The sequence below is a fragment of the Synechococcus sp. CCY9202 genome (assembly GCF_034931685.1).
Lineage (GTDB): Bacteria > Cyanobacteriota > Cyanobacteriia > PCC-6307 > Cyanobiaceae > CBW1002.
Map to the genome: position 1 here is coordinate 1 of NZ_JAYGID010000138.1, position 23,042 is coordinate 23,042.

At 67.9% G+C, this 23,042-nt stretch carries 20 protein-coding genes and 1 pseudogene; 7 read left to right on the forward strand and 14 right to left on the reverse strand.

What is annotated here, in order from left to right; genetic code table 11:
• Positions 1–1,244: flavin monoamine oxidase family protein (locus VB777_RS16820; protein ID WP_323250391.1), on the forward strand; the 1,244-nt coding region annotated here is incomplete at its 5' end.
• 18 nt (positions 1,245–1,262) lie between these two features.
• Here VB777_RS16820 and VB777_RS16825 read toward each other — a convergent pair.
• Entirely contained in the window at positions 1,263–1,928 is a 666-nt protein-coding gene (locus VB777_RS16825) for an SDR family oxidoreductase (protein WP_323250393.1), read from the reverse strand.
• 178 nt (positions 1,929–2,106) lie between these two features.
• On the opposite strand from VB777_RS16825, the gene VB777_RS16830 reads away from it, so the two are divergent.
• The gene (locus tag VB777_RS16830) at positions 2,107–2,559 is read left to right on the forward strand and encodes an Hsp20/alpha crystallin family protein (RefSeq protein ID WP_322758157.1); all 453 of its coding nucleotides are present in this window, start codon (positions 2,107–2,109) and stop codon (positions 2,557–2,559) included.
• Positions 2,560–2,615: 56 nt separating this feature from the next.
• Here VB777_RS16830 and grrM read toward each other — a convergent pair whose 3' ends face one another.
• From grrM to mnmE, 5 genes are all read right to left on the reverse strand, one after another.
• A complete protein-coding gene (grrM, locus tag VB777_RS16835) occupies positions 2,616–3,785 on the reverse strand; it encodes a cyclophane-forming radical SAM/SPASM peptide maturase GrrM/OscB (protein ID WP_323250395.1) in 1,170 nt (389 codons plus the stop codon).
• The gene (gene grrA, locus VB777_RS16840) at positions 3,782–4,195 is read right to left on the reverse strand and encodes a GrrA/OscA1 family cyclophane-containing rSAM-modified RiPP (protein ID WP_197170985.1); all 414 of its coding nucleotides are present in this window, start codon (positions 4,193–4,195) and stop codon (positions 3,782–3,784) included. The genes grrM and grrA overlap by 4 nt, the downstream gene beginning before the upstream one ends.
• Positions 4,196–4,278: 83 nt before the next feature.
• Positions 4,279–5,238 carry an extracellular substrate binding-like orphan protein GrrP gene (grrP, locus tag VB777_RS16845; RefSeq protein ID WP_323250397.1) on the reverse strand — a complete coding sequence of 320 codons (960 nt, stop codon included), beginning with the start codon at positions 5,236–5,238 and terminating at the stop codon, positions 4,279–4,281.
• A gap of 136 nt (positions 5,239–5,374) precedes the next feature.
• Entirely contained in the window at positions 5,375–6,259 is an 885-nt protein-coding gene (nadC, locus tag VB777_RS16850) for a carboxylating nicotinate-nucleotide diphosphorylase (RefSeq protein WP_323250399.1), read from the reverse strand.
• Positions 6,260–6,330: 71 nt separating this feature from the next.
• The gene (gene mnmE / locus VB777_RS16855) at positions 6,331–7,743 is read right to left on the reverse strand and encodes a tRNA uridine-5-carboxymethylaminomethyl(34) synthesis GTPase MnmE (protein ID WP_322758161.1); all 1,413 of its coding nucleotides are present in this window, start codon (positions 7,741–7,743) and stop codon (positions 6,331–6,333) included.
• A gap of 6 nt (positions 7,744–7,749) precedes the next feature.
• On the opposite strand from mnmE, the gene VB777_RS16860 reads away from it, so the two are divergent.
• Complete coding sequence (locus VB777_RS16860) at positions 7,750–8,250, forward strand: DUF2062 domain-containing protein (protein ID WP_197158367.1); 501 nt, start codon at positions 7,750–7,752, stop codon at positions 8,248–8,250.
• Here the strand turns inward: VB777_RS16860 and VB777_RS16865 are convergent.
• From VB777_RS16865 to VB777_RS16880, 3 genes and pseudogenes are all read right to left on the reverse strand, one after another.
• Complete coding sequence (locus VB777_RS16865; RefSeq protein WP_197158369.1) at positions 8,237–8,425, reverse strand: hypothetical protein; 189 nt, start codon at positions 8,423–8,425, stop codon at positions 8,237–8,239. The two genes, VB777_RS16860 and VB777_RS16865, sit on opposite strands and share 14 nt — an antisense overlap.
• Before the next feature lie 132 nt (positions 8,426–8,557).
• Positions 8,558–9,945, reverse strand: a pseudogene (locus VB777_RS16870) (protein adenylyltransferase SelO family protein).
• Positions 9,911–12,313, reverse strand: coding sequence for a RelA/SpoT family protein (locus tag VB777_RS16880; protein WP_231598073.1), 2,403 nt, complete (start codon positions 12,311–12,313; stop codon positions 9,911–9,913). The pseudogene VB777_RS16870 and the gene VB777_RS16880 overlap by 35 nt, the downstream one beginning before the upstream one ends.
• Before the next feature lie 92 nt (positions 12,314–12,405).
• On the opposite strand from VB777_RS16880, the gene VB777_RS16885 reads away from it, so the two are divergent.
• The 3 genes from VB777_RS16885 to VB777_RS16895 all read left to right on the forward strand — a co-directional run bounded on the left by VB777_RS16885 (position 12,406) and on the right by VB777_RS16895 (position 18,051).
• The gene (locus VB777_RS16885; RefSeq protein ID WP_197158370.1) at positions 12,406–14,079 is read left to right on the forward strand and encodes an ABC transporter ATP-binding protein; all 1,674 of its coding nucleotides are present in this window, start codon (positions 12,406–12,408) and stop codon (positions 14,077–14,079) included.
• Positions 14,079–14,819 carry a response regulator transcription factor gene (locus VB777_RS16890; RefSeq protein WP_323250404.1) on the forward strand — a complete coding sequence of 247 codons (741 nt, stop codon included), beginning with the start codon at positions 14,079–14,081 and terminating at the stop codon, positions 14,817–14,819. Before VB777_RS16885 ends, VB777_RS16890 begins: the two co-directional genes overlap by 1 nt.
• A 106-nt stretch (positions 14,820–14,925) precedes the next feature.
• Positions 14,926–18,051, forward strand: coding sequence for a glycoside hydrolase family 9 protein (locus VB777_RS16895; RefSeq protein ID WP_323250406.1), 3,126 nt, complete (start codon positions 14,926–14,928; stop codon positions 18,049–18,051).
• A gap of 6 nt (positions 18,052–18,057) precedes the next feature.
• Here the strand turns inward: VB777_RS16895 and VB777_RS16900 are convergent, their stop codons facing one another.
• The 3 genes from VB777_RS16900 to VB777_RS16910 are packed head-to-tail and all read right to left on the reverse strand — an operon-like array spanning position 18,058 to position 20,368.
• Positions 18,058–19,005 (reverse strand): RluA family pseudouridine synthase, encoded by a 948-nt coding sequence (locus VB777_RS16900; RefSeq protein ID WP_322758164.1) that lies wholly within the window; start codon positions 19,003–19,005, stop codon positions 18,058–18,060.
• Positions 19,002–19,985, reverse strand: coding sequence for a ribosome biogenesis GTPase YlqF (gene ylqF, locus VB777_RS16905; RefSeq protein WP_197158377.1), 984 nt, complete (start codon positions 19,983–19,985; stop codon positions 19,002–19,004). Before ylqF ends, VB777_RS16900 begins: the two co-directional genes overlap by 4 nt.
• Positions 19,985–20,368 (reverse strand): universal stress protein, encoded by a 384-nt coding sequence (locus VB777_RS16910; RefSeq protein WP_322758166.1) that lies wholly within the window; start codon positions 20,366–20,368, stop codon positions 19,985–19,987. Before VB777_RS16910 ends, ylqF begins: the two co-directional genes overlap by 1 nt.
• Positions 20,369–20,536: 168 nt before the next feature.
• On the opposite strand from VB777_RS16910, the gene VB777_RS16915 reads away from it, so the two are divergent.
• Entirely contained in the window at positions 20,537–21,742 is a 1,206-nt protein-coding gene (locus VB777_RS16915; protein WP_323250409.1) for a phosphoglycerate kinase, read from the forward strand.
• 21 nt (positions 21,743–21,763) lie between these two features.
• Here the strand turns inward: VB777_RS16915 and VB777_RS16920 are convergent, their stop codons facing one another.
• Together VB777_RS16920 and VB777_RS16925 are read right to left on the reverse strand one after the other, a co-directional pair.
• Positions 21,764–22,219 carry a hypothetical protein gene (locus VB777_RS16920; protein WP_323250411.1) on the reverse strand — a complete coding sequence of 152 codons (456 nt, stop codon included), beginning with the start codon at positions 22,217–22,219 and terminating at the stop codon, positions 21,764–21,766.
• A gap of 152 nt (positions 22,220–22,371) precedes the next feature.
• A complete protein-coding gene (locus VB777_RS16925; protein WP_197158385.1) occupies positions 22,372–23,028 on the reverse strand; it encodes a hypothetical protein in 657 nt (218 codons plus the stop codon).
• Positions 23,029–23,042: the final 14 nt, after the last annotated feature.

Sequence of the window (23,042 nt, forward strand, 5' to 3'; positions counted from 1 at the left end):
GCGAACCCTGGATCGACCTGGGCGGTCAGTGGGTCGGTCCCACTCAGACCCGCTTCCTCGCCCTGCTCGATCGCCACGGCATCCGCCGCTTCGAATCCCCCCATGACGGCGCCACGGTGCTGGTGTTCGGCGGCAGCCGCTGTACCTTCGCCGGCTTCTTCCAGGGCTTTCCTGAGGGGCAGCCCCCGGCGGTGCCCAGCGCCGACTGGGCCGATGCCATGGCCGCCCTGGAGCGCTTCCAGGCGCTGGTGGCTCAGTTCCCCGACGGCCACCCCCACCACCATCCCGCCGCCGCCGAACTGGATCGCCTCAGCTTCCAGGACTGGATCGACGCCCACACCCACACCCCCTTCGCCGCCTGGTATTTCGCCTACTTCTGCCGGGCGGTGGGATTCCTGGGCCCGGCCGAGCCGGAGCAGGTGTCGCTGTTGCATGTGCTCTGGGGCCAGCACACCGCCTCCCAGGGCGAACACCCCGAGCAGGAGCTGCTCCATGGCGGCGCCGGCCAGCTGCCGGCCCTGCTGGCGGCGGAGCTGGGCGAGGGGGTGGTGGTGCTGGGAGAACCGGCATTGGAGGTGCTGGAAGACCCCGGCGCCGCTTCGCCTGTTCCGCTCACCGTGTCCACCGATCGGGCGGCATATCCCTGCCGTGCGGTGATCGTGGCCATGCCGCCGGCGATGGTGGCCCGCCTGCGCTTCTCGCCGGAGCTGCCCGCCGACCGCCAGCAGCTCAACCAGGAGATGGTGATGGGCGCCTGCGCCAAGGTGCTGGTGGTGTATGCCAGGCCCTGGTGGCGGGAGCAGGGGCTGTCGGGGATCGCCATCGGCGATCAGCCCACGGTGGAGCTCTGCGCCGACAGCTCCGATCCCGAGAGCGGTGCTGGTGTGCTGGCCGCCTTTGTGGTGGGCCATCGCTATCACCGCTGGGCAGCCCTCACAGAGGCGGAGCGGAGACGGGCGGTGCTGGCGGATCTGGCCGCCTATCTGGGCCCGCAGGCCCTTGAGCCCGTGGCCTACGTGGAGAAGGACTGGCCGGCCATGCCCTTCGTGGGCGGTGCCTTCGCCGGTTGGATGCCACCGGGACTGTGGAGCCGCTGTGGTGAGGCGATGCGCCGGCCCCATGGCCGGGTGTTCTGGGCCGGCACCGAGGTGGCCGAGCGCTGGCCGGGCTTTTTTGAAGGGGCGGTGCGCAGTGGTGAAGAGGCGGCGGCGGCGGTTCTGGAACGGCTCGACGCAGGCTGCTGAGTCCTCCGGCCGCAGGCTCTACCAGGGCAGTACCTGGCCATTGGCATGCCAGAAGGTGCCGGAGGTCTCGAGCGTGAGGGCATCGATGCGCTCCAGCAGGCCGCGCACTGCCTGCTCCGTGGTGATGCCCTGCTCGGTGAAGCCCGTCATGCGGGTGCGCACCAGCCCGGGGTGAAGGATGGCCACGGCGATGCCACGGGGCGCCAGGTCAACCGCCAGCGACTTGCCTGCCATGCACAGCGCCACCTTGGACATCCGGTAGCCATAGGACCCGCCGGAACTGTTGTCGGCGATCGAACCCATGCGGCTGGTCATCAGGATCAGCTTGGAGCCGGCGTGCAGCTGTTCCAGCAGGGCCCGGGTGAGCCGCAGCGGGCCGAGGGCGTTCACCTCGAACTGGCGCCGCACGCTCTCCGGATCGAGATCCTGCAGGTTGGTGCGCTCAAGGATGCCGGCGTTGTGGATCAGGCCATCGAGCGGCAGGCCGCCGAGCCGCTCCACCAGGCTGCCCATCGCTGTGTCGGAGGTGATGTCCACCCCCGCTTCGATTCGCACCCCAAGGGCCTCCAGCTCCTCCGATGGGGTGCGGCAGACCGCGACCACGCTGTCGCCCCGCGCCTGGAGCTGGCGGCAGTATTCGGTACCGATACCGCGGTTGGCGCCGGTGATCAGGTAGGTGGCCATGGCCGGATCTGCTGGACGGACACCCGCACCTTCTCACTCAGGGCCGGCGGATGAATAGTCAGAAGTGGAAGGGCCCTGTGGATCCAATCGCTACAGCTTCGGTGAATCCGTCTGTGTTGCGCAGTGGATCCAGTTCCGGACCCATTCCCCCTACCCATGCATCCCAGGAGGTCACACCATGGCTCTCTTGAAACGAGAATCCCTCAAGGACGTTGAGGATCTGTTCGATCGCTACCCCCTGTCGCTCCCATGGCCCTTCGGGCGGAGTGGCTCCAGTCTCTCGACCATGGCCCTGAGCGACTGGCAGCCCCGGGTGGATATCTCCGAATCCGCCAGTGGCTACGAGGTGCGAGCCGACATCCCCGGAGTCTGCAAGGAAGACCTGCGGGTGACCCTCCAAGATGGGATCCTCACCATCCAGGGGGAGCGCCACCAGGAGAAGAAGGAGGACACCGAACGTCTGCATCGGGTCGAGCGTGTCTACGGAAGCTTCAGCCGCAGTTTCCACCTGCCGGAAGATGCCGATGCGACAGCGATGCAGGCCGCGGCAAAGGACGGTCAACTCACTGTGACCGTGCCGCGCAGGGAGTCTGCACCCAGTGAGGAACCGGTTCAGATTCCGGTTCAGTGAGCGATCAGCCCCATCGCGCGCGGTCGATTCGGCTCTGCGGGATGGGGCTTCCAACCTCAGACACTCAGGCCCAGTTCCTCCTCCATGCCGGCCAGCACCACATCGGCCACCAGCTGGATGCGGTAGCGGCAGGCCTGCGTGACACTGCAGTCGAAGCTGCCGTGCTCCCAGTACTTGTTGCTGCCGGCGCCACCGCCGCACAGCCCGAAATAGTCACAGTCCCGGCGGCAACGCGCGACACCGGCGGCGATCTCCCGGTGGACCATCTGAAACTTGTCGGTGGCGACCGACGCTTCGAGGCTGCCGGTGAGCACATTGCCGAAGGAAAAGTCGCCGTATTCCGCCGTGGAGACCGACAACAGCTCCGGATCAAAGGTGGAGAAGTTGCCCCTGGCATCCACGTTCACGATCACAAAGGGCGTGTTCATATCCGTCTGTTCCATCCGGGCGTCGGCGCAGGCAAGGCTGGTGACACCGTCGAACTCGCGCACCCGCAGCCGCTCCGGTTCGGCCCGGGTCCGCTGCCAGAGATGCTCCAGGAAGACGCGATAGCGGCGCTCTCCATCGGGGCGCTCCAGGGTGGACTGGAGGTTTTCGCCCTCGGTTTCCTCCATGTTGAAGCCCACGTCCTCGATGCCGTGATCGGTGAAGAAGCGGTAAATGGCCTCGGCGTGGTCGAGAGCATCGGCCGTGAGCACGCAGATCACCTGGAAGGGAATGCCGCGCTGCTGCAGATGGGCGATCCCGCGCATCACAGCGCCATGGGTGGGCTTGCCGGTGCGGGTGACGCGATGGGCGTCGTGCAGAAAAGCGGGACCATCCATGCTCACGCCCACATGGATGCCGTTGCGTTCAAAGCAATCGCACCAGGCATCGTCGATCACCGTGGCGTTGGTCTGCAACGATTGGTGGATCGTGTCGGGCGGCAGTCCATGGCGCGCCAGCACACGTTCAAGACATTCAGTGGCCGAGTCGTAGAACGCGATCGGCATGGTGAGCGGCTCCCCCGCATGCCAGAGCAGGGTGAAACCACCATCGACATAGGGGCTCTCAAGCACCCGCTCCAGCGCTGCCTCCAGGATGTCCAGGGAGATCCGGCTGCGGTCGTTGCGGCTGGGCAGATAGCAGTAGTCGCAGTCGAGGTTGCAGAACGGGGTGGGCTGCACCACCAGCAGACGCACGGGGCCGAATCGCCCAGGCAACGGCTCATGCAAGGGCTGAGTCACCAGTGATTGCGGAAGCCCCCGTTACGGAATCCCCCCCCGTTGCGGAAACCGCCGTTGCGGAAACCGCCATTACCGAAGCCCCCATTGCGGAAGCCGCCGTTATAAAAACCGCCGTTGCGGAAGCCGCCGCCATTGGCCCAGCCAATCCCGGGAGCATTGACGAAGATCGCCGAAATCGCCCCCTCGGGGATGGACGTGGTGGTGGAGTCCATCACCTCCTCTCCCTGCTGTTCCCGCATGGCGGCGGCGATGCGACGCAGGCGAGCCTCAACGCTTCCCTGCGGCGGCGGATCGTCCAGCGGCTCCTGACGACTGCCGGCCCCCAGGGCAAGGGCCGCCCCTGGATCCATGGGCAACGACGCCATGATCAGCAGGAGGCCGAACAGACGGGAACGGGAAAGGAACGCCATCGAAGCAGGGGCTGACGAAGGAACGGAGGGACGGCCCGGAGGCAACCGACCTCAGGGGACGGCCTGGTTGGGAGCGTGCTGATTCAGGGGGTGGGCTGTGCCGACGACTTGGCCGGTGGCAGCGGCCTGATGGCCTCCACACCCAGCAACACCGACTCGTAGTAGGTGCGGATCTGCTCCGGGGATCGGTTCAGGGCACTGCCCGGGCCAACCCAGCGATGGACGGCCGTGACCGCATCATTCTGGCCATCGAGGTAGCCCTGCAGGAAGCGGGCGATCGCCAGGTTGACCAGATTGCGGAAGGCCGAATCGTTCTCGGGGAGAACACAGGCCAGCGCATAGTTTTCGTAAGGAACCTCGGGCGTCAGCACCAGGGGAGGAGACGCTGGACCCCCGGCGAGGCTGGCCAGCAGGGCCGTGTCGCCGATCACCCCATCCACCTGTCCGGCCTTCAAGGCAGCCACCGCCGCGGCCAGGGAGGGGAAGTCCACCGCCTTGGCCTCAGGCTGAATGCCCTGCAGTTCGGTGGCGGCCAGGGATTCGCTCACCACGCCGATCCGGCGGCCCGCCAGCGATTCGGGCGAACCATCCAGGCGCCCGGCGGGGGCCAGCAGCCGCAGGCCGGAAATCCCGATCGGCAGGGAGTAATCGATCCACATGTCCCGCTCCCAGCTGAACGGCAGCCCGCAGGCCAGATCAGCCTTGCCCTCGGCGAGGCGTTGACCCAGGTCGCCTGGGTTGGTCACCGCCTCGAAGCGCAGTTTCACCGGACGTCCCACCGCGGAGGCCAGCTCGGCCTGAATGCGACGCGCCACCTCGACGCCGTAACCGATCGGCTGGCCCTGGGCGTCGACGGAGACCAGGGGCGCCAGATCCGACGGGCCGACCAGAACCAGCTCTCCGGTGCGAGCAACCCGATCGACGACCCCCTCAGGCTGGGCCTTGGTCTGGGCCCGGGCCAGCGGCGTCAAGGCAAGCGTGAGCAGCGTCAGAGCGGTGGAGGCCAGCCAGCGGCGGCGGCCTGAACGGTGAGGTCGCGGCAAGAGGAGGCGCAGCGGAGGCCGCTTCCCAATGTGGAGAGGGATGGCCCACCTGGCCACGTTGGCAGCGGCTGTTGGGGCGATTCTTCACCAAACCCCTGAGACAAGCAGCAGATCGGACGTTTCGGCTGACTTTCCGTCAGGCGACGACAGGATCGAAGCGCATGCTCAGGTCCAGCCAGGCCGAGCGGGTGATCGGTGCACTGGTGGAGATCAGATCGATGCCGGTGGCGGCATAGGCCCGCAACTGCTCCGGGGCGATGCCGGAGGCCTCCAGCACGACCCGCCCCCTGCCGAGCCCCGCGACGGCGGCGGCCAGGGCCTGTTCGCGCAGGCGGGGCACCAGCTCATGCAGCTGATCGGGGCTGAATTCATCCAGCAGCACCCCATCGGCACCGGCGGCCACGGCGGCTTCGGCTTCGCGGGCGGTTTCGGCCTCCACGATCACCGCCGCCGGCCAGGGCGCCTGGGCGCGCACCGCCGCCACGGCGGGGGTCACACCACCGGCCCAGGCGAGATGGTTCTCCTTGAGCATGGCGGCATCATCAAGGCCGAGGCGGTGGTTCAGACCGCCACCGCAGCGCACGGCGTACTTCTCCAGCAGCCGCAGGCCAGGCGTGGTCTTGCGGGTGTCGGCCAGGCGCACGCCTGTGCCCGCCAGCGTCGCCACCAGGGCGGCGGTGGCGGTGGCGATGCCGGAAAGTCGCATCGCCAGGTTCAAGGCGGTGCGCTCCCCGGCCACCAGGGCTTCAGCCGCCCCCTCCAGTTCCAGCAGCTGCTGACCCGCCAGCACCGCCTCCCCCTCTTCCACCAGACGCCGCACCCGCACCTGGGGATCGAGCAGGCCGAACAGGGCCTCCGCCAGCACGGCTCCGCAGAGCACCCCAGGCTGTTTGGCGATCCAGTGGGCATGCCCCTGGCGCCCCCGCAGTGCTGGAGCGGTGAGATCACCGCGGCCGATGTCCTCCGCCAGCCAGGCGCGCAGCTGGGCCTCGAGCTCCGGCGTGACAGGCAGGTGCGGCATGGCGCAGGCGGTGAGGCGGCATCGACAAAGCCTGCCTGAGCCGATCACCCCAGGGCACGATCACCGCCGCCTCACTTGCCGATGCAGAAGCGCGCAAACACCCGATCGAGCACCGCTTCGCTCACCTCCTCACCGGTGATCTCACCGAGGGCCCGCACCGCCGCCCGCAGATCGATGGTCCAGAAATCCCATGGCAGCTGCTGACCCGCCGCCTCGAGGCTGCGCTCCAGGCTGGCGGCGGCCACCGCCGCCAGATCCCGCTGGCGGGCATTGAGGGCCACCTGCAGCCCCTGCGCCTCACCGGCTCCACAGCGCTGCAGCAGCAGCTGGGCCAGGGCCTCGCAGCCGTCGCCACTGAGGGCACTGATCGCCACATCGGCGGGCGCCGTCGTGGGCAAATTCCCAGGAGGGATCGCACCGGCGTTCACGCCGGCCGCATCGGCCTTGTTGCCCACCACCAGCAGCGGCACCGCCTCGGGCACCTGCTCCAGCAACTCCTGATCAGCGGCGGTCCAGCCGGCCTCAAGGTCGAACAGCAGCAGCACCCCATCCGCCGCGGCCAGGGCGGCGCGGCTGCGGGCGATGCCGAGCTGCTCGACCCGGTCGTGGGTGGGGCGGATGCCGGCGGTATCGAGCAGGGTGAGGGGCACGCCGCCGAGCACCAGCTCGCTTTCGAGCAGATCGCGGGTGGTGCCCGGCAGATCGGTCACGATCGCCCGCTCCCGCTGGCTGAGCCGGTTGAGCAGGCTGGATTTCCCCACATTGGGGCAGCCCACGATCGCCACCCGCAGGCCCTCCCGCAGCAGCTCCCCCTGGCGCGCCTCCCGCACCAGGGCCTGCAGCTGCTCGCCCACCCCCGCCAGGGCGGCGACCACGGCGGCGGCATCCAGGGGTGGCAGATCCTCCTCGAAGTCCACCCGGGCCTCCAGCTCGGCCAGCTGATCGAGCAGCTGCTCACGCAGCCCTGCGATGCGGGACTGCAGTCCCCCGTCCAGGCCGGCCATGGCCAGCTGGGCGGCCCGGCGACTGCGGGCGGTGATCATCTCGCTCACAGCCTCGGCGCGGGTGAGATCGAGCCGACCGTTGAGGAAGGCCCGCTGGCTGAATTCCCCTGGCAAGGCACGCCGAGCCCCGGCCGCCAGCACCAGCTCCAGCACCCGCTGCACCGCCATCAGGCCCCCGTGGCAATGAAGTTCCACCACGGTTTCGCGGGTGAAGCTGCGCGGAGCGCGCATCAGCAGCAGCAGGGCCTCGTCGACGCGCTCCCCACTGGCCGGGTCGACCACGTGGCCGTAGAGCACCCGATGGCTGTCCCAGGTCTGCTGGCCAGGCGCCCGGAACAGCGACCGGCCGATCGGCTCCGCCTCGGGTCCGGACATTCTTACGATCGCAACGCTGCCCTGACCCGCCGCGATCGCGGTCGCCACCGCCGCGATGGTGTCGTCGCCATGACCCTGACTGCCATTCCCCTGCCCGCCGTCCACCTGTTCATGGCGCCGCACTTCTCCCAGTTTCGACCGCACGGATCCCTGGTGCGACTGATCCAGCGTGCCGGCGTCTGGCTCTGGCACCAGGAGGGCAGCCCAGGACAACGCGCCCGCGGCCTGGCGGCCGGGGTGTTCTGCGGCTGCTTCCCGTTCTTTGGTGTGCAGACCCTGCTGGGGATTGCTCTGGCCAGCGTGATGCGCGGCAACCACCTGCTGGCCGCAGCCGGCACCTGGATCAGCAACCCCTTCACCTATGTGCCGCTCTATTGGATCAACTACAGAATCGGCTCACTTCTGCTTGGACCCGGCAAGGGATGGCCGGGGCTGGAGGTGATGCGAAGCGAAGCCATCTGGCAGCTGGGCTGGTCGTTCGTCAACCGGATGTTGCTGGGCTCGCTGCTGATGGGCCTGGTGGCGGCCAGTCTCTGCGGCTGGACCTATTGGCGCTGGCTGCAGCGCCATGGCAACGCCCCGGCAAACCTGAACGACCTCACAAGTTCGTGAGGCCGGGGAACACCATCAGATCGATGTGGCCGCCATTGGGATGGCGCCATTCGCGGAATTCAGCGGCCAGGGCCCGCTGTTCCTGGGGCAACGACTGAGCCTGCAGATCCTGGAGGCGCTGATGCACCAGATCAAGGGTGTTATCGATCAGCTGGGCAGCCTGTTCGGAGGTCATGTTGCACACTGCGGAGGGGCCAATACCCCGTTGGTGGTGCGTTTGTAGAGAAACCAACCCAATGCAGCTGTAGCGCCAGACACCCGGCCCCAATGCTGTGGGGGGATGCTCACCAGCAAGACGCAGCAGAGATCAGTCGGGAGACAACTGCGTGCCGTCCAGCCAGGAGTGGAACGGCTGCCAGTCGTCGTGTTGATCGATCGCCTCCCAGATCTGCTCGATCACCGGACGGATCGGCGTTACCGGCAGGTTCCAGCGCTGCAGCCGGGCCGCCACAGTGTCGCCATCGCCCATGCCGGCCTCACCTGCGCTGGCAGCATCCGAGCCGGCAGAGTCAGCGCCGTGGCTCCAGCTCCACCAGGCCTCCCGCCAGGCGAGCCATTCAGACCGCGGCGGCTCGGCAGCCTCCGGCACGAAGGGAATCAGATCCTCAGGCCCCGCCGGCAAGCCATGGGTGCCCACATGGGCGGCCAGAGCGGCGAAGAAGCTGCCGTAGCCCACTGGCCAGGCCGCCAGCAACTGCAAGGTGGAGAGCACCGGATCGGGCAGCTCTGCCCTTGCGGTCGCCAGGCCGAGCAGGCGCAGCAGGCCGTGGCGGTCGTGGGCGTCGTAGGTGGGGGCAAAGCGCTCCAGCCGGGCCTCGAGTTCGGCTCGCGGCAGCAGCATGGCCAGGGGCTCCTGCAGCAGGCGCAGGTTGTGATGGCAGATCAGTGGCTGCTGGCCAAAGGCGTACAGACCGCTGTGGTCGAAATAGGCGGCGGTGAAGCCGGGATCCCAGCGGTCGAGAAAAGCGAAGGGGCCGTAGTCGAAGCTCTCACCGGCTAGAGACATGTTGTCGGTGTTGAGCACGCCGTGGGTGAAGCCGGCGGCCATCCATTCGGCAGCGAGCCGCGCCATCCGTTCCACCAGCTCGCCATAGAACGCCAGCAGCTGGGGTTCGGTGTTGTTCGCAGCGGCATCCGCAGCGGCACCGGGCCGGCAATCGACCGGATGGGCAGCGGCGATGGAGGGGTAATAGACGGCCACCACATGGCGCAGCAACCGCTCCAGCAGATCGGGACGGCGCCGATGCAGCAATCGCTCGCAGGTGCCGAAGCGGAGGTGGGTGCGCGCCATCCGCTGCCTTTTGTGCCGAGGTCCTGCAGCTGGCCGTGGCGATCGCGCAGCTGGCCGTAGAGAAAGCCGCGGCCATCGCCGAGGAAGGGGTTGTAAGTGCCGAACTGGTAGCAGTGGTAGCGCAGGGCCAGCAACGGCTGCCGGGCCTCGAAGCCTCCGTAGGCCGCCTCAAGATCCGCATCAGCCACAGCACTGGGATCAAGGCCCAGCTGCTCGAGCAGGGCATCGTTGCGGAAGCGCAGTGTCGTGCGGGGGAAACGGGCCGCCTCCGCCACATCCCAGTACTCAGGGCCGAGCCCCTCGATGGAGGGCTCGAAGGGCAGGCTCAGCAGGGGATTGCCCTGGCCGGCCGGAGCTGAATCGGGCCGTTCAGCCAATGCCGGTGCGGCAGATGTCAAGCACATCGGCCATGGAGCGGATCTGATCCATGGTGGTGCGTAACTGGCTGGCGCTCATCAGTTCAACCCGCAGATCAATGCGGGCCGGCTTGTCGTAGGCGGTGCGCACCCGGGCGTCGCTGACGTTGATGCGGTGATCCGAGAGGCGGGTGAGGATGTCCTTGAGCACGCCCACCCGATCCAGCACCTCGATGCGCAGCTGCACGGGATAGCGGCGCTTGCCCTGATCGATGGCTGGGTTCCAGCGCACCGGCAGCCGCCGCTCCAGGGGCACCTGGGCCACGTTGGAACAGTCCTGCCGGTGAATGGTGATGCCGTGGTTGCCCAGGGCCACACTGCCCAGGATCGGCTCGCCAGGCAGTGGACTGCAGCAGCCTCCCAGCCGGTATTCCAGACCCTCCACCCCGAGGATCGGACTGCCGGCGCCGCTGCCTGGCGCCAGGGGGACAGCGGTTGCCTGCGCCCCGACCCCGGCAGCGACCTGCTCATTGCTGAGCACCGGGGCCGCCGCTTCGGTCGCGAGCCGGATCTCCTCCCGCAGCCGGTTGAGCACCTGGTGCAGGGTGACCCCACCAAAGCCAAGGGCCGCCAGCAGGTCTTCGGTGCCGACCAGATTGCAGCGCCGCGCCACCCGGGCCATGGCCTCGCCATTGAGCAGGCCATCCAGTCCTTCGCGGCCCAGCTCACGCTCCAGCATGGCCGTGCCGCGCTGGATGTTGTCTTCCCGGTGGCTGCGCTTGTACCACTGACGAATGCGATTCCGTGCCGTGGGGGTGGCGACGAAATTGAGCCAGTCGAGGCTGGGGTGGGCGTTCTTGGCCGTGATCACCTGCACGAAGTCGCCATTCTGCAGCGGCGTGGCCAGCGGACAGAGGCGGTCATTGATCCGCACACCCTGGCAGTGATTGCCCACCTCCGAGTGGATGCGAAAGGCGAAATCAACCGCCGTGGATCCTTTGCGCAACCCCACGACATCACCTTTGGGCGTGAACACGAACACCTCCTCATCGAAGAGGTCTTCCTTGATTGAAGCCAGATAATCGCTGCTGTCCTCTCCCCCATCCTCCTTCTGCCAATCCACCAGCTGGCGCAGCCAGTTGAAGCGTTCGGTGTCGCCTCCAGTGGAGGCCGGTGACCCCCCTTCCTTGTACTTCCAATGGGCGGCGATTCCATATTCAGCCACCTGGTGCATGTCACTGGTGCGAATCTGCACTTCGATCGGCCGATGCCGACCGATCACTGCCGTATGCAGAGACTGATAGCCATTCGGCTTGGGCAGACCGATGTAATCCTTGAAGCGTCCAGGGATGGGGCGGAAGGTGTCATGCACCACCGCCAGGGCCCGGTAGCAGGCTTCCAGGCTGGGGCAGAGGATCCGCAGGGCTGCCACGTCGTAGATCTCGTGGAACGCCTTCTGCTGACGCTCCATTTTGCTCCAGATGCCGTAAAGGTGCTTCGGCCTGCCGCTCACCTCGCAGTCCTGCAGACCGGCGGCGGCAAGACGATCACGCAACAGCTGCACCGTGACCGCCAGCCGCTGCTCCCGCTCGCTGCGCTTGGTGGCCACCTGCTGCTGCACATCCCGGAAGGCCTCCGGCTCAAGCATCTTGAAGGCCAGATCCTCCAGTTCCCACTTGAAGCGTCCGATGCCGAGGCGGTTGGCCAGGGGGGCATAGATCTCGCGGGTCTCGCGGGCGATGCGCTGCTGTTTCTCGGGCTTGAGCGCCCCGAGGGTGCGCATGTTGTGCAGCCGGTCGGCCAGTTTCACCAGCACCACGCGGATATCGCTGGCCATGGCCAGAAACATGCGCCGCAGGTTTTCCGCCTGGGCCTGGGTGTGGTTGGTGAAGTGGATGCCGCCCAGCTTGGTGACGCCCTCCACCAGGGCCCGCACCTCGGGGCCGAAGTGGGCCTCGATCTCCTCGGGGGTGACGTCGGTGTCCTCCACCACGTCGTGCAGGAAGCCCGCAGCGATCACCCCGGCGCTGGCACCGATGTCGCGCAGCAGATCCGCGACGGCGATCGGATGAATGATGTAGGGCTCGCCGCTGGCCCGGTACTGGCCATCGTGGAGCTGGTAGGCAAAGTCAAACGCCGAGGCCAGCAAGGCCTCGGCGTCCCTGGGACAGACGTCGCCCGCACCAGGGGGGACGTGCTCGATACAGCGTTGCAACCACTCGGGCAGGGGAACGCCGTAATCGGCCGGGCTGAGAATTCGCGGTCGCGCCGCCGCGGCTTCCACGGCCTCGGTCCTGTCCAGTGCCAGCCCTCCAACCTCCGCTGCAGCTGGCCCACCGGACCGCTTCGTGCCCGCAGCTGCAGCCTGGGCTGCCGTCCCTACAGGAGACATCGGTTCGGAGGCGGCCTTGGGCATGCATCCCCGCAATCCACCCCATGGTATGCAGCCTGCGACAGGTCGTAGAGGATCCGACAGGATCAGCGAGCAAGCTGGTGGACAAACAGGCCATGGTCGACGAGCCTTCTGCCCCTGCCGCACCAGGGCCATCAGCCCAACCGGTGTTGCGGATCGCGAACCTGGTGGTGCGCTATCCCCTCAGCGACCGCCCCACCCTGGATGGCCTCGATCTGAGCCTGGCACCGGGAGACCGCCTCGCCCTGGTGGGCCCCTCCGGCTGCGGCAAGAGCACTGTGGCCCGAGCCGTGCAGCAGTTGCTGCCCCAGGGCAGTCTCTGCAGCGGCCAACTGGAGGTGGCCGGGGTGGATCCGCGGCAGCTGAAGCGCCCTGCCCTGCGGCGGCTGCGGGGTGAGGCGATCGGCCTGGTGTTCCAGGACCCGATGACCCGGCTGAACCCCCTGCTCACCATCGGCGAGCACCTCAGCGACACTCTCGAGGCGCACCGTGCCCACTGGCTCACGGGGGCACCGATGGGCGCCTCCCGGCGGCGCCGGGCCGTGCGGCAACGGGCCGAAGCGCTGCTGACCCGTGTGGGTATCGGCGTGGAGCGCTACGGCAGTTACCCCCACGAATTCAGCGGCGGCATGCGACAGCGCCTGGCCATCGCCCTTGCCCTTGCCCTGGCGCCGAAACTGGTGGTGGCTGATGAACCCACCACCAGCCTGGATGTGGCGGTGGCGTCCCAGGTGATGGCCGAACTCACCAGCCTCTGCCAGGAGGCCGGCAGCGCCCTGCTGCTGATCAGCCACGACCTGGCGATGGCGGGCCGCTGGTGTGATCGCATCGCGGTGCTCGATCAGGGGCGGCTGGTGGAGGAGGCCCCCTCCCATCAGCTGCTCACGGCACCGGCCTCTCCCCTGACCCGCCGCCTGGTGAGCAAGGCCCGCGCCCGCGAAGGTCTGCGGAGCAGCGCCCCCGTAGACGCCCCGCTGCTGCTGGAGCTGGAGGAACTGCGCAGCTGGCATCCCCTGCCGTCACTGCCCTGGCAGCAGCGCTGGCTCAAGGCGGTGGACGGGGTGAGTCTGCGCCTGCTGGAGGGCGAAACCATCGGCGTGGTGGGGGCCTCGGGCTGCGGCAAGAGCAGCCTCTGCCGGGCATTGATGGGGCTGGCCCCGGTGCGGGGTGGCGCCGTGCGCCTGCAGGGGCGGGATCTGCGCCAGCTGGGCGGCAGGGAGCTACGGCGGGCCCGCCGGCGCATCCAGATGGTGTTCCAGGATCCGCTGGCCTGCCTCAACCCCCAGATGCCGGTTGGGGAGGCGATTGCGGATCCCCTGCTGATCCACCGCCTGGCCAGCCGCAGTGCAGCCCGCCAGCGGGCCCGGGAGTTGATGGAGGCCGTGGGGCTGACGCCCGCCGAAGACTTCGAGCATCGACGCCCCCGCCAGCTCTCGGGCGGTCAGCAGCAGCGGGTGGCGATCGCTCGCGCCCTCATCCTGGAGCCGAAGGTGTTGCTCTGCGATGAGAGCGTCAGCATGCTCGATGCCGAGGTGCAGGCCGACGTGCTGGCCCTGCTGCGCCGCCTGCAGGCGGAGCTGGGCCTGGGCCTGCTGTTCGTGACCCACGATCTCAGCGTGGCCAGCGGCTTCTGCCACCGGGTGATCGTGTTGGACGGAGGACGGATCGTGGAGGAGGGGCCGGGAGCCCAGCTGCTGCGGCATCCCCAGGCGGCGATCACCCGCATCCTGGTGGACGCCTGCCCCCGGTTGCCTGCCCTGGCGGCGTGATGGGCACTCCGGAACACGAAGGGGGCGATCGATCCCTGGCCCTGCTTCAGGCCCGCGGAGATCTGTTGCGGGTGCTGCTGCGCCCCCATCCCGTGTTGGTGTGCATGTACCCGCGGCTGCTGATGCTCTCCATCCAAAGTGGGTTGCGCGCCCAGACCGCCGCCCCGGGGCTGCGCATCACCGCCTCCCTGGCAGAAGCCGACGCCTTGGTGCGAGAGGCCGATCGGCCCCAGCTGATCCTGGTCACGGAGCTGCTGGCCGATGGCCCTGGGCTGGATCTGATCCGGCTGGCAAAGGCCCAGACCCTGGCGCACCGCTGTCTGCTGGTCCTGACCCACAACCGCAGGGCGCTGGTCGAGGCCGCCATCGAGGCCGGCACGGATGTGATCGTGCTGGAAGGCAGCATCGGGCAGGGGGGCGCATTCGTCTACGGCGTCGAGCGCCTCTGCCGTGGCGAAATCTTCGTGGACCCGGCGATCCGCGCCAGTCTTGAGACAGGCGAGGAGTCCCCTGCAGCGCCCGCTCCCGATGCGGGAAGCGGGCGCTGCACCCTGTCACCCCGCGAACTCTCGATCCTGGCGCTGGTGGCGCAAGGCCTGAGCAACAAGGAAATCGGCGCCCGTCTGCATATCGCCCCCAGCACGGCCCGCGATCACGTGCGCAACATCCTGCGGCGCCTGAGCGTCACCAACCGGGCTGCCGCGGCTGTGGAGGCCTTCCGGCTTGGCTATCTGCGGTGATGCCCGGCGGTCTCCTTGCCGGGCCACGTCCTCAGATTTCCGTCATTTGAAGGATTGAGGAGTTGCCAGCGCCAGACCTACATCGGAGCCATCTCCCGTGCCTCCCATGGTCCAGCCTGACACTCCTTTCCTCAGCAGTACGCCCGGTGTGAGCGTCGCCATCTCCGGCGACGTGTGGTGGAACGGTCTCACCGCTCAACTGACCCTCACCAACACCTCCGCGGTGGCGCTGGAGGCGTGGAGCGTGGTGTTCGACAGCCCCCACCAGCTGAGCGGCACGCCCTGGGGAGCCACGGCGGAACGGATCGACCTGGGCAACGGGCTCTGGCGCTACACCCTCACCGGCGCCGGCTGGGCCACCCGCCTGCCGGCAGGAGGAAGCGTCAGCGTGGGATTCAACGCCACCCAGGGACAGCCGATCGGCAACAGCGGCGCCCTCAACAGCTCCCTGCTGCTGGCGGCAGGCAGCGCCAGCCCGCCCGATCCCACGCCCACCCCAGACCCCACACCCTCACCCACGCAACCGGACCCGGCCCCGCGGGATGGACGGGTGTTCCAGGCCGAGCCGGCCGGGGCGGATATCGAAGGCTTCGATCCCTCCCGGGACCGGCTCGACTTCGGTGACGTGTCGGTGCACAACCTGATCGTGGGCAAGACCGCCGCTGGAGACGCGACGATCATCAATCCCTGGGCCTGGACACCCGAGGACCAGGTGATCCGGGGCGTGGGCCTCGCCGACCTGAGCCCCGCCAATTTCGGCATCGTCGCCAACGAGCACCTGCGCCAGGACATCGGCGGAGCCCTCTCCTGGGAGAAGGGTGTGGGCGAGCGGGACGCGGACACCGTTTACGTGCGCTCCCATGAATCCGGCGTGCAGGAACGGGTCGAAGGCTTCGACCCCGCCACCATGAAGCTCAGCTTCCTTTACTTCGGCACCCGGGAACGGCTCACGGTGTCCGACACAGCGGAGGGTCTGCTGATCGCGGTGGAACCCACCGGCCAGAGCCTCCTGCTGGTCGGCATCCGCCGCGCCCAGCTGATCCCGGCCAACCTCGAGTTCCACAACGACCAGGTGGTGGAAGACCGGCTGGAGGATGCCTTCGGGGTGAGCGTGGATCAGGTGAGCCTGGTGAGCCGCGCCGGGCTGCTGACCCCACAGGGGCCGGCCGGCCAGGTCACCGACGGACTGCAGAGCCGCAGGGGCACAGGCCTGACCCCGATCGGCGGTGATGCCTTCAACGGCAGCGCGGGTGGGCACGGTCAGGCGCACGACCACGACAGCCACGATCCCGCCGATCCCATGGACCCGATGGATCCCATGGATCCCAGCCCCCCGCAGACAGGAGGGAGCAGGACAACCACGCAACCATTCACGGTCAGCGTCGGCGGCAGCCGCTGGTGGAATGGCTTCACGGCCGAGCTGACCGTGGCCAACACCTCCGGCCAGGCCCTGCCGAGCTGGAGCTTCAGCTTCGAGACGGTGCATCGGATCTCCGGCGATCCCTGGGGGGCTGAGATTGAAGCCACTGATCTGGGTGGCGGCCTGACCCGTTACACCGTCAGCGGCCGCGACTGGGCCGCGGCGATCCCTGCCGGTGGATCCGTGACGGTGGGATTCAACGGCACCCAGGGCACACCCATTGGCAACTCCGGAACGCTGGATGCCTCGCTCCTGTTCAGCGAGGGCAGCATCCTGCCTGGCACGACGACGGGATCCGGCGAAACCCCCAATCCCACACCAGGGGGTGACGGGACTCCAGGCAGTCCTGCGGAGGACGGCGCAACCAGTGGGGTGGATGGCGGAACGACGGGCGGCGCCGACTCGGCGCAGGACTACGGCACGGCCCTTGGGCTCTCGTTTCTTTTCTATGAAGCCAACCGCTCCGGTGACCTCGATGAGGCCAGCAACCGGGTGCCCTGGCGCGGTGATTCCGGTCTGCGCGATGGTCGTGACGGCGTCTGGTTTGGTGATCGGCGTCCCGAGAACTTCCAGGCGGGTCTCAGCCTCGACCTGAGCGGTGGCTACCACGATGCCGGAGATCACGGCAAATTCGGCCTGCCCCTGGCCTCCAGTTTCTCCACTCTGGCCTGGAGCGGCATTCAGTTCAAGGAGGGCTACGCCGCTGCCGGCCAGCTTGACGAGCTCATGGATGCGGTGCGCTGGGGTACCGACTATCTGCTCAAGGCCCATGGCCGTGATGCCTCCGGTCAGACCACCTACCTGGTGGTCCAGGTGGGCGATGTAGAGGCGGACCACGCGCTCTGGAGCGCACCGGAACGCCAGACCATTGCCCGGCCAGCCATGGCGATCACCCCCGACAAGCCGGGATCCGATGTGGCCGGGGCTACGGCTGCGGCATTGGCTTCGGCCTCGGTGTTATTTCGTGAGAACGGCGAAACGGCCTATGCCGATGAACTGCTCGACCATGCGATGGCGCTTCATGCGTTCGCGAATCGCTTCCAGGGCAAGTATTCCGACTCCATCACAGAGGTGCGCAGCTATTACAATTCCTGGAGCGGATACCAAGATGAACTCGCCTACAGTGCCGCCTGGCTGGCCCGGGCTGTGGAAGCGGCCGGCGGAGATGGCAGCGACTATCGCAATCAGGCATTGGCCATTTATAGCTCCTCCATCGGTGGCCTCTCCAATGGATGGACGCACAGTTGGGACGATGCTTCCTATGCCACTGCCGTGATGTTGGCGGGTGATACCGGTAATGCCGAGGTACGCCGCGATGCGGAGGACTGGCTGGACAGCTGGGTGGATGGTCGCAACGGCGTGACGATCACCGATGGCGGACTGCGCTTCATCAGCCCTTGGGGTTCCCTGCGCTATGCCGCCAACACTGCTCTGATGGCGGGATTTTACGCCGATGCGGTGATCGATCCGGAGGGGCGCTATGGACAGCTGGCGACGGACACGGTTGATTATATTCTTGGCGATAATCCCCGCCAGTTCAGCTACATGGTGGGCTACGGCGACGCCTATGCACAGCAGCCACACCACCGTGCCGCATCCGGGGTGAGTTGGGATGATTTTCGTAATGACCAGCCCAATGCCCATACTCTGGTCGGGGCTCTCGTGGGCGGGCCCAGCCAGGCGAGTGATTTCGCCTATGCCGACCGCCGTGATGACTACATCAGCAACGAAGTGGCCCTTGATTACAATGCCGGTCTTACCGGTGCCTTGGCCTTTGCCATCGGCCAGAATGTCAGCCTTGAGCTGGCCTGAGCCGTCTCAGCGTCGCCGCCGCAGCACCGCCAGCAGCTTGTCGAACACCTGCGGCAGCGGCGCCTCAAACACCATCCGCTCACGGCTGATCGGGTGATCGAGCCCCAGTTGCACCGCATGCAGGGCCTGCCCGGGCAGGTCCAGCGGCAGCTTGCGGCAACGGGAATAGACCGGGTCGCCAACGATCGGATGACCGATGTGGGCGCAGTGCACCCGGATCTGGTGGGTGCGGCCGGTATCAAGCTTGAAGCGCAGCAGGGCGTAATCGCCCAGCCGTTCCACCAGGCTCCAGTGGGTGCAGGCATGGCGGCCGCTGCCGTCGTGCACCACCGCGTACTTCTTGCGGTCAGCCGGGTGGCGACCAATGGCGCCGATCACGGTGCCGTGATCGGCCGGGGGCACACCATGCACAACCGCCAGATACTCCCGCGAGGCGATGCGCTGCTGGATCTGCACCTGCAGCTTCACCAATGCCTCCTGACTCTTGGCCACCACGATGCAGCCGGTGGTGTCCTTGTCGAGCCGATGGACGATGCCGGGGCGCATCTCACCACCGATTCCGGGCAGATCGGGGCAGTGATGGAGCAGGCCATTCACCAGGGTGCCGTCCCGGTTGCCGGGGGCCGGATGGACGGTGAGGCCGGCCGGCTTGTTGAGCACGATCAGGTGGGCATCCTCGAAAAGCACATCCAGCGGGATGTCCTGAGCCACCAGGTAGGGCAGCGGTTCGGGCGGTGGCATCCACAGCTGCACCGTGTCGTTGGGCCGCAGGGGCGTCTTGGCGCGTCCGGTGACGCCATTGACCCGCACGTAGCCGGCGTCGATGAACTTCTGAATCCGGGCACGGCTCTGCTCCGGCCGCTGGGCCACCAGCCAGCGATCCAGCCGCATCGGCAGGGGCTTCGGGTAGGTGAGCGTGAGCAACTCCCCCTCGCCTTCACCAAACGCGCTCATGGATGGGGCAAGGGCGGAGACGACGGCGGAACGGCAGGCCGGGCGTTGGTGGCACCGGTGCCGGCCACCGGCAGTTCCAGGGCGATGGCCCCCAGCACACCCTTGCGGAACTCATCCAGGAGGCGCTGGGCCATGCGGGCTGTATCACCGCTGGTGTGACGGGCGGCGGCGGCGGCCAGCCAGGCGGCGGCATCGGGTGCCGTGCCTGGCCCCGCGGTCGCGGTTGGCAGAGCCGGCACGGGCACGCCATAACGTTTCTCCAGCAGACCCACCGGCACGCCTGCCGCCGCCTGGGGCTCCAGGCCAGCCAGCAGGGTCACGAAGGCCAGGGCCACCGCTTCGCCGTCGTAGGCGGCCTGGCCGATGTCGTCACAGAGGGCCAGCCGCAGGGCCGCCAGCTGGTCATCGAGGCGGGGCGGCAGCACCCCCGGCGCATCGAGCAGGTCGAGATCCTGGCCGAGGCGCACCCAGCGCAGGCTGCGGGTGACGCCGGCACGGCGGGCGCTCTGCACCACCTTCTGACGCACCAGCCGGTTGATCAGGGCCGACTTGCCCACATTGGGGAAGCCCAGCATCAGGGCCCGCACGGGCCGGGGCTTCATGCCGCGACCGGCACGGCGGGCATTGAGGGCGTCGCCGGCCCGGATCGCCGCCTGTTGCAATTGCTTCACACCGGTGCCGGCCTTGGCGTCGCACCACCAGACCACAAGGTCGTGGGCGCGGAACCAGGCGGTCCAGGCCTGGCGCGCCTCGGGCGAGATCATGTCCACCCGGTTGAGCACGAGCAGGTGCTGCTTACCCCGGATCCAGCGCTGCAGGCGGGGATGACCCGTGGCCAGGGGGATGCGGGCATCCCGCACCTCGATCACCAGATCCACCTTCTCGAGGCTGGCGGCCAGAGATTTTTCGGCCTTGGCGATATGGCCGGGGTACCACTGAATCGCCGGGGCGGCAGCACTGAGCAGGTCGGTCGCCTGCATCAGGGCACCACCAGCACCGGACAGGGCGCCAGCTGGATCACCCGGGCGGCCGTGCTGGTGTGGTCGGTGTCAAGCGAGATGCCACGGGTGCCCATCACGATCAGATCGGCATTGATTTCATCGGCCACATCGCCGATCACGAAGGCGGGCTTGCCTTCACGCTCGATCACTTCGCAGGCCACGCCGGCCTGCTCAAAGCTGCTGCGCGCCTGGGCCAGCAGGTCATGCACCGCCGCCGAATCGTGCATCACACCCTCCTCGGATTCAACCACCGAGAGCACCACCAGGCGGCTGCCATGGCGCTGGGCCAGCTGCAGGGCCACGGTGGCCGTTTCCATGGTCTGGCGGCTCTGATCGATCGGAAACAGAACGGTGTCGAACATGGCAGTGGGCGCAGGGCTGAACGAACGGGAGGGAGAGAAAGAACAGGCGTCGGACGAGGCCGAAACCTGTCCTAGCCCCAGCCGGGTCGGTCAATCGACCGGAGCACTGGTGAGATCGCCGAACGGCGGCCCGCTAAAGTGCCGCCGCCGAAACCGAAGCGAATCTCGATGACGAAGCGATCCCTCACCAGCCTCAGCGCCGACGAACTCCGCGGTAAGCGTGTCCTGGTGCGGGTCGACTTCAACGTACCGCTTGATGACGCCGGTGCCATCACTGACGACACCCGCATCCGCGCCGCCCTGCCCACGATCAACGACCTGACCGGCAAAGGCGCCCGGGTGATCCTGGCGGCCCACTTCGGCCGTCCCAAGGGCCAGGTGAATGAAGGCATGCGACTCACCCCGGTGGTGGCCCGCCTCAGCGAGCTGCTCGGCAAGCCGGTGGTGAAGACCGACAGCTGCATCGGCCCCGACGCCGAGGCCAAGGTGGCCGCCATGGTCGATGGCGATGTGGTGCTGCTCGAGAACGTGCGCTTCTTCGCCGAGGAGGAGAAGAACGATCCCGAGTTCGCCGCCAAGCTGGCCGCCCTGGCCGAGGTCTACGTGAACGACGCCTTCGGCGCCGCCCACCGCGCCCACGCCTCCACCGAAGGCGTGGCCAAGATCCTCAGCCCCAGCGTGGCTGGCCACCTGATGGAGAAGGAACTGCAGTATCTGCAGGGCGCGATCGACGAGCCGAAGCGGCCGCTGGCCGCGATCGTGGGCGGCTCCAAGGTGAGTTCCAAGATCGGCGTGCTCGAGGCCCTGATCGACAAGTGCGACAAGGTGCTGATCGGCGGCGGCATGATCTTCACCTTCTACAAGGCCCGTGGCCTGGCGGTGGGCAAGAGCCTGGTCGAGGAAGACAAGCTGGACCTGGCCAAGGAGCTGGAGGCCAAGGCGAAGGCCAAGGGCGTGCAGCTGCTGCTCCCCACCGATGTGGTGCTGGCCGACAACTTTGCCCCCGACGCCAAGACCCTGACCACGTCGGTGAATGTGATTCCCGACGGCTGGATGGGCCTCGACATCGGCCCCGATTCGATCCAGGCCTTCCAGGCCGCCCTGGCGGACTGCAAGACCGTGATCTGGAACGGCCCGATGGGCGTGTTCGAGTTCGACAAGTTCGCCGCCGGCACCAACGGCATCGCCCACACCCTCGCCGACCTCAGCGCCAAGGGCTGCTGCACGATCATCGGCGGCGGTGATTCCGTGGCCGCCGTGGAGAAGGTGGGCGTGGCCGACCAGATGAGCCACATCTCCACCGGCGGTGGTGCCAGCCTGGAGCTGCTGGAAGGCAAGGTGCTGCCCGGTGTGGCTGCCCTCGACGACGCCTGAGCAGCGGTCAGCCTGCGGGCATCAGGACGCTGGCTTGCCCTGATGCCGGCGTGCCGGGCCTGCGGGTCGTTCCGGCACGCTGATCCCCATCTTCTGCAACAGGTCGCGCATCTCCTGGCGCTCCTTCTCCATCAAGCTGGCATAAGCCTGCCGCTGGGATCGTTTACAGGCTCCCAGAGCCTGCAGATTCTGCGCCTGATCAATGCAGGGCCGGGTCTTCTGCAGGATCTCCTGACGGACCTGGATGCCACGGCGCTCCATGGCCTGCCGGGCCGTGAACAGTTCCTTGGCCTGGGCTGGGGAGAGCTTGAGTCGTTCCTCAGGATTTCCCCTCTGGGAGGCTCCCTGCCGTGTCTCGGCCGCCACGAGGGTCTGGGACAGCACCACGGGCGGCGCCAGCAGCGACAGGGCGGCGATCACGGGCAGGGCGCGGCCGAACAGCACCAGCCGGGAGCGTTGGGTCGAGACCGGGTTCAACGGGAGGGTTCGGTCGGTGTTGCAGGTCTCAGGACTTCTGCTGGTCATGAAAAGGTCCGGGGAAGGGGTAGGAAGACAGAGGAAACGACCAGGAGCCGCGGCACTGCCGCCATCCTGACGGCACCCCGGCCAACTGGTCTGATGCCAGGCGCTCAGAGGCCGAACAGCAGTTCCAGCCAGGAGTCGGCACGGGAGGGAGCGGCGCCATAGGCCTGGGAGCCGTAGTCAGGCAGGGCGGCGCCATAGGGATAGCTCCTGCCGGAAGACTGGGGCGAGCCGGGATAGCGCGAGCCGGGCGACCAGCGCCCCCGGCCGCCTTGATCGGGCACCGGCAGGCCATAGCGCTGGCGGAGTTGTGCCAGCTCACTCATCTGCTGGCGGCGCTGATCCATGCGGGCCTGCTGCTCCCGCTGCTGACAGGCCTCAATCGCCTGAAGGCCACGAGCCTGCAGGAAGCAGCGCTCGGTCTGGCTGAGCTGGCTGAGGCGCCGCCCCGACTGACGACGTTCCTGGGCAAGGCGCTCCTGGAAGTAGTTCCGCCGTTGCCCCGTGCTGAGGCGATCGAAGGCCTGGGCCTGCGCCCGCTGCCAGGCCTGCCACTCGCCTTCAGCGGCCTGGGGTCTCTGGGGTTTCTGCGGCCGGAACTGCTGTGACGGCTGGACCTGCTGCGAGCCACTCGAGGGACGCCAGGACTGGGCCTGGGCGGCACCACCGGCGAGCAGCAGGGCTCCGAGCAACAGGGTGGCGCTCCGGCCAGGGTGCGAAGGGTGCGGGAACGGCCGGGGCGAGACGGTTGACGGGTTGGTCATGGGGTTCCGTGCAG

Excerpts from the sequence above, each read along its gene's own strand:
- VB777_RS16825 (WP_323250393.1), bottom strand. The coding sequence starts at position 1,928 with ATGGCCACCTACCTGATCACCGGCGCCAACCGCGGTATCGGTACCGAA.
- VB777_RS16830 (WP_322758157.1), top strand. The coding sequence starts at position 2,107 with ATGGCTCTCTTGAAACGAGAATCCCTCAAGGACGTTGAGGATCTGTTC.
- grrA (WP_197170985.1), bottom strand. The coding sequence starts at position 4,195 with ATGGCGTTCCTTTCCCGTTCCCGTCTGTTCGGCCTCCTGCTGATCATG.
- nadC (WP_323250399.1), bottom strand. The coding sequence starts at position 6,259 with ATGCCGCACCTGCCTGTCACGCCGGAGCTCGAGGCCCAGCTGCGCGCC.
- VB777_RS16860 (WP_197158367.1), top strand. The coding sequence starts at position 7,750 with ATGGCGCCGCACTTCTCCCAGTTTCGACCGCACGGATCCCTGGTGCGA.
- VB777_RS16865 (WP_197158369.1), bottom strand. The coding sequence starts at position 8,425 with ATGACCTCCGAACAGGCTGCCCAGCTGATCGATAACACCCTTGATCTG.
- VB777_RS16880 (WP_231598073.1), bottom strand. The coding sequence starts at position 12,313 with ATGCCCAAGGCCGCCTCCGAACCGATGTCTCCTGTAGGGACGGCAGCC.
- VB777_RS16885 (WP_197158370.1), top strand. The coding sequence starts at position 12,406 with ATGGTCGACGAGCCTTCTGCCCCTGCCGCACCAGGGCCATCAGCCCAA.
- VB777_RS16890 (WP_323250404.1), top strand. The coding sequence starts at position 14,079 with ATGGGCACTCCGGAACACGAAGGGGGCGATCGATCCCTGGCCCTGCTT.
- VB777_RS16895 (WP_323250406.1), top strand. The coding sequence starts at position 14,926 with ATGGTCCAGCCTGACACTCCTTTCCTCAGCAGTACGCCCGGTGTGAGC.
- VB777_RS16900 (WP_322758164.1), bottom strand. The coding sequence starts at position 19,005 with ATGAGCGCGTTTGGTGAAGGCGAGGGGGAGTTGCTCACGCTCACCTAC.
- ylqF (WP_197158377.1), bottom strand. The coding sequence starts at position 19,985 with ATGCAGGCGACCGACCTGCTCAGTGCTGCCGCCCCGGCGATTCAGTGG.
- VB777_RS16910 (WP_322758166.1), bottom strand. The coding sequence starts at position 20,368 with ATGTTCGACACCGTTCTGTTTCCGATCGATCAGAGCCGCCAGACCATG.
- VB777_RS16915 (WP_323250409.1), top strand. The coding sequence starts at position 20,537 with ATGACGAAGCGATCCCTCACCAGCCTCAGCGCCGACGAACTCCGCGGT.
- VB777_RS16925 (WP_197158385.1), bottom strand. The coding sequence starts at position 23,028 with ATGACCAACCCGTCAACCGTCTCGCCCCGGCCGTTCCCGCACCCTTCG.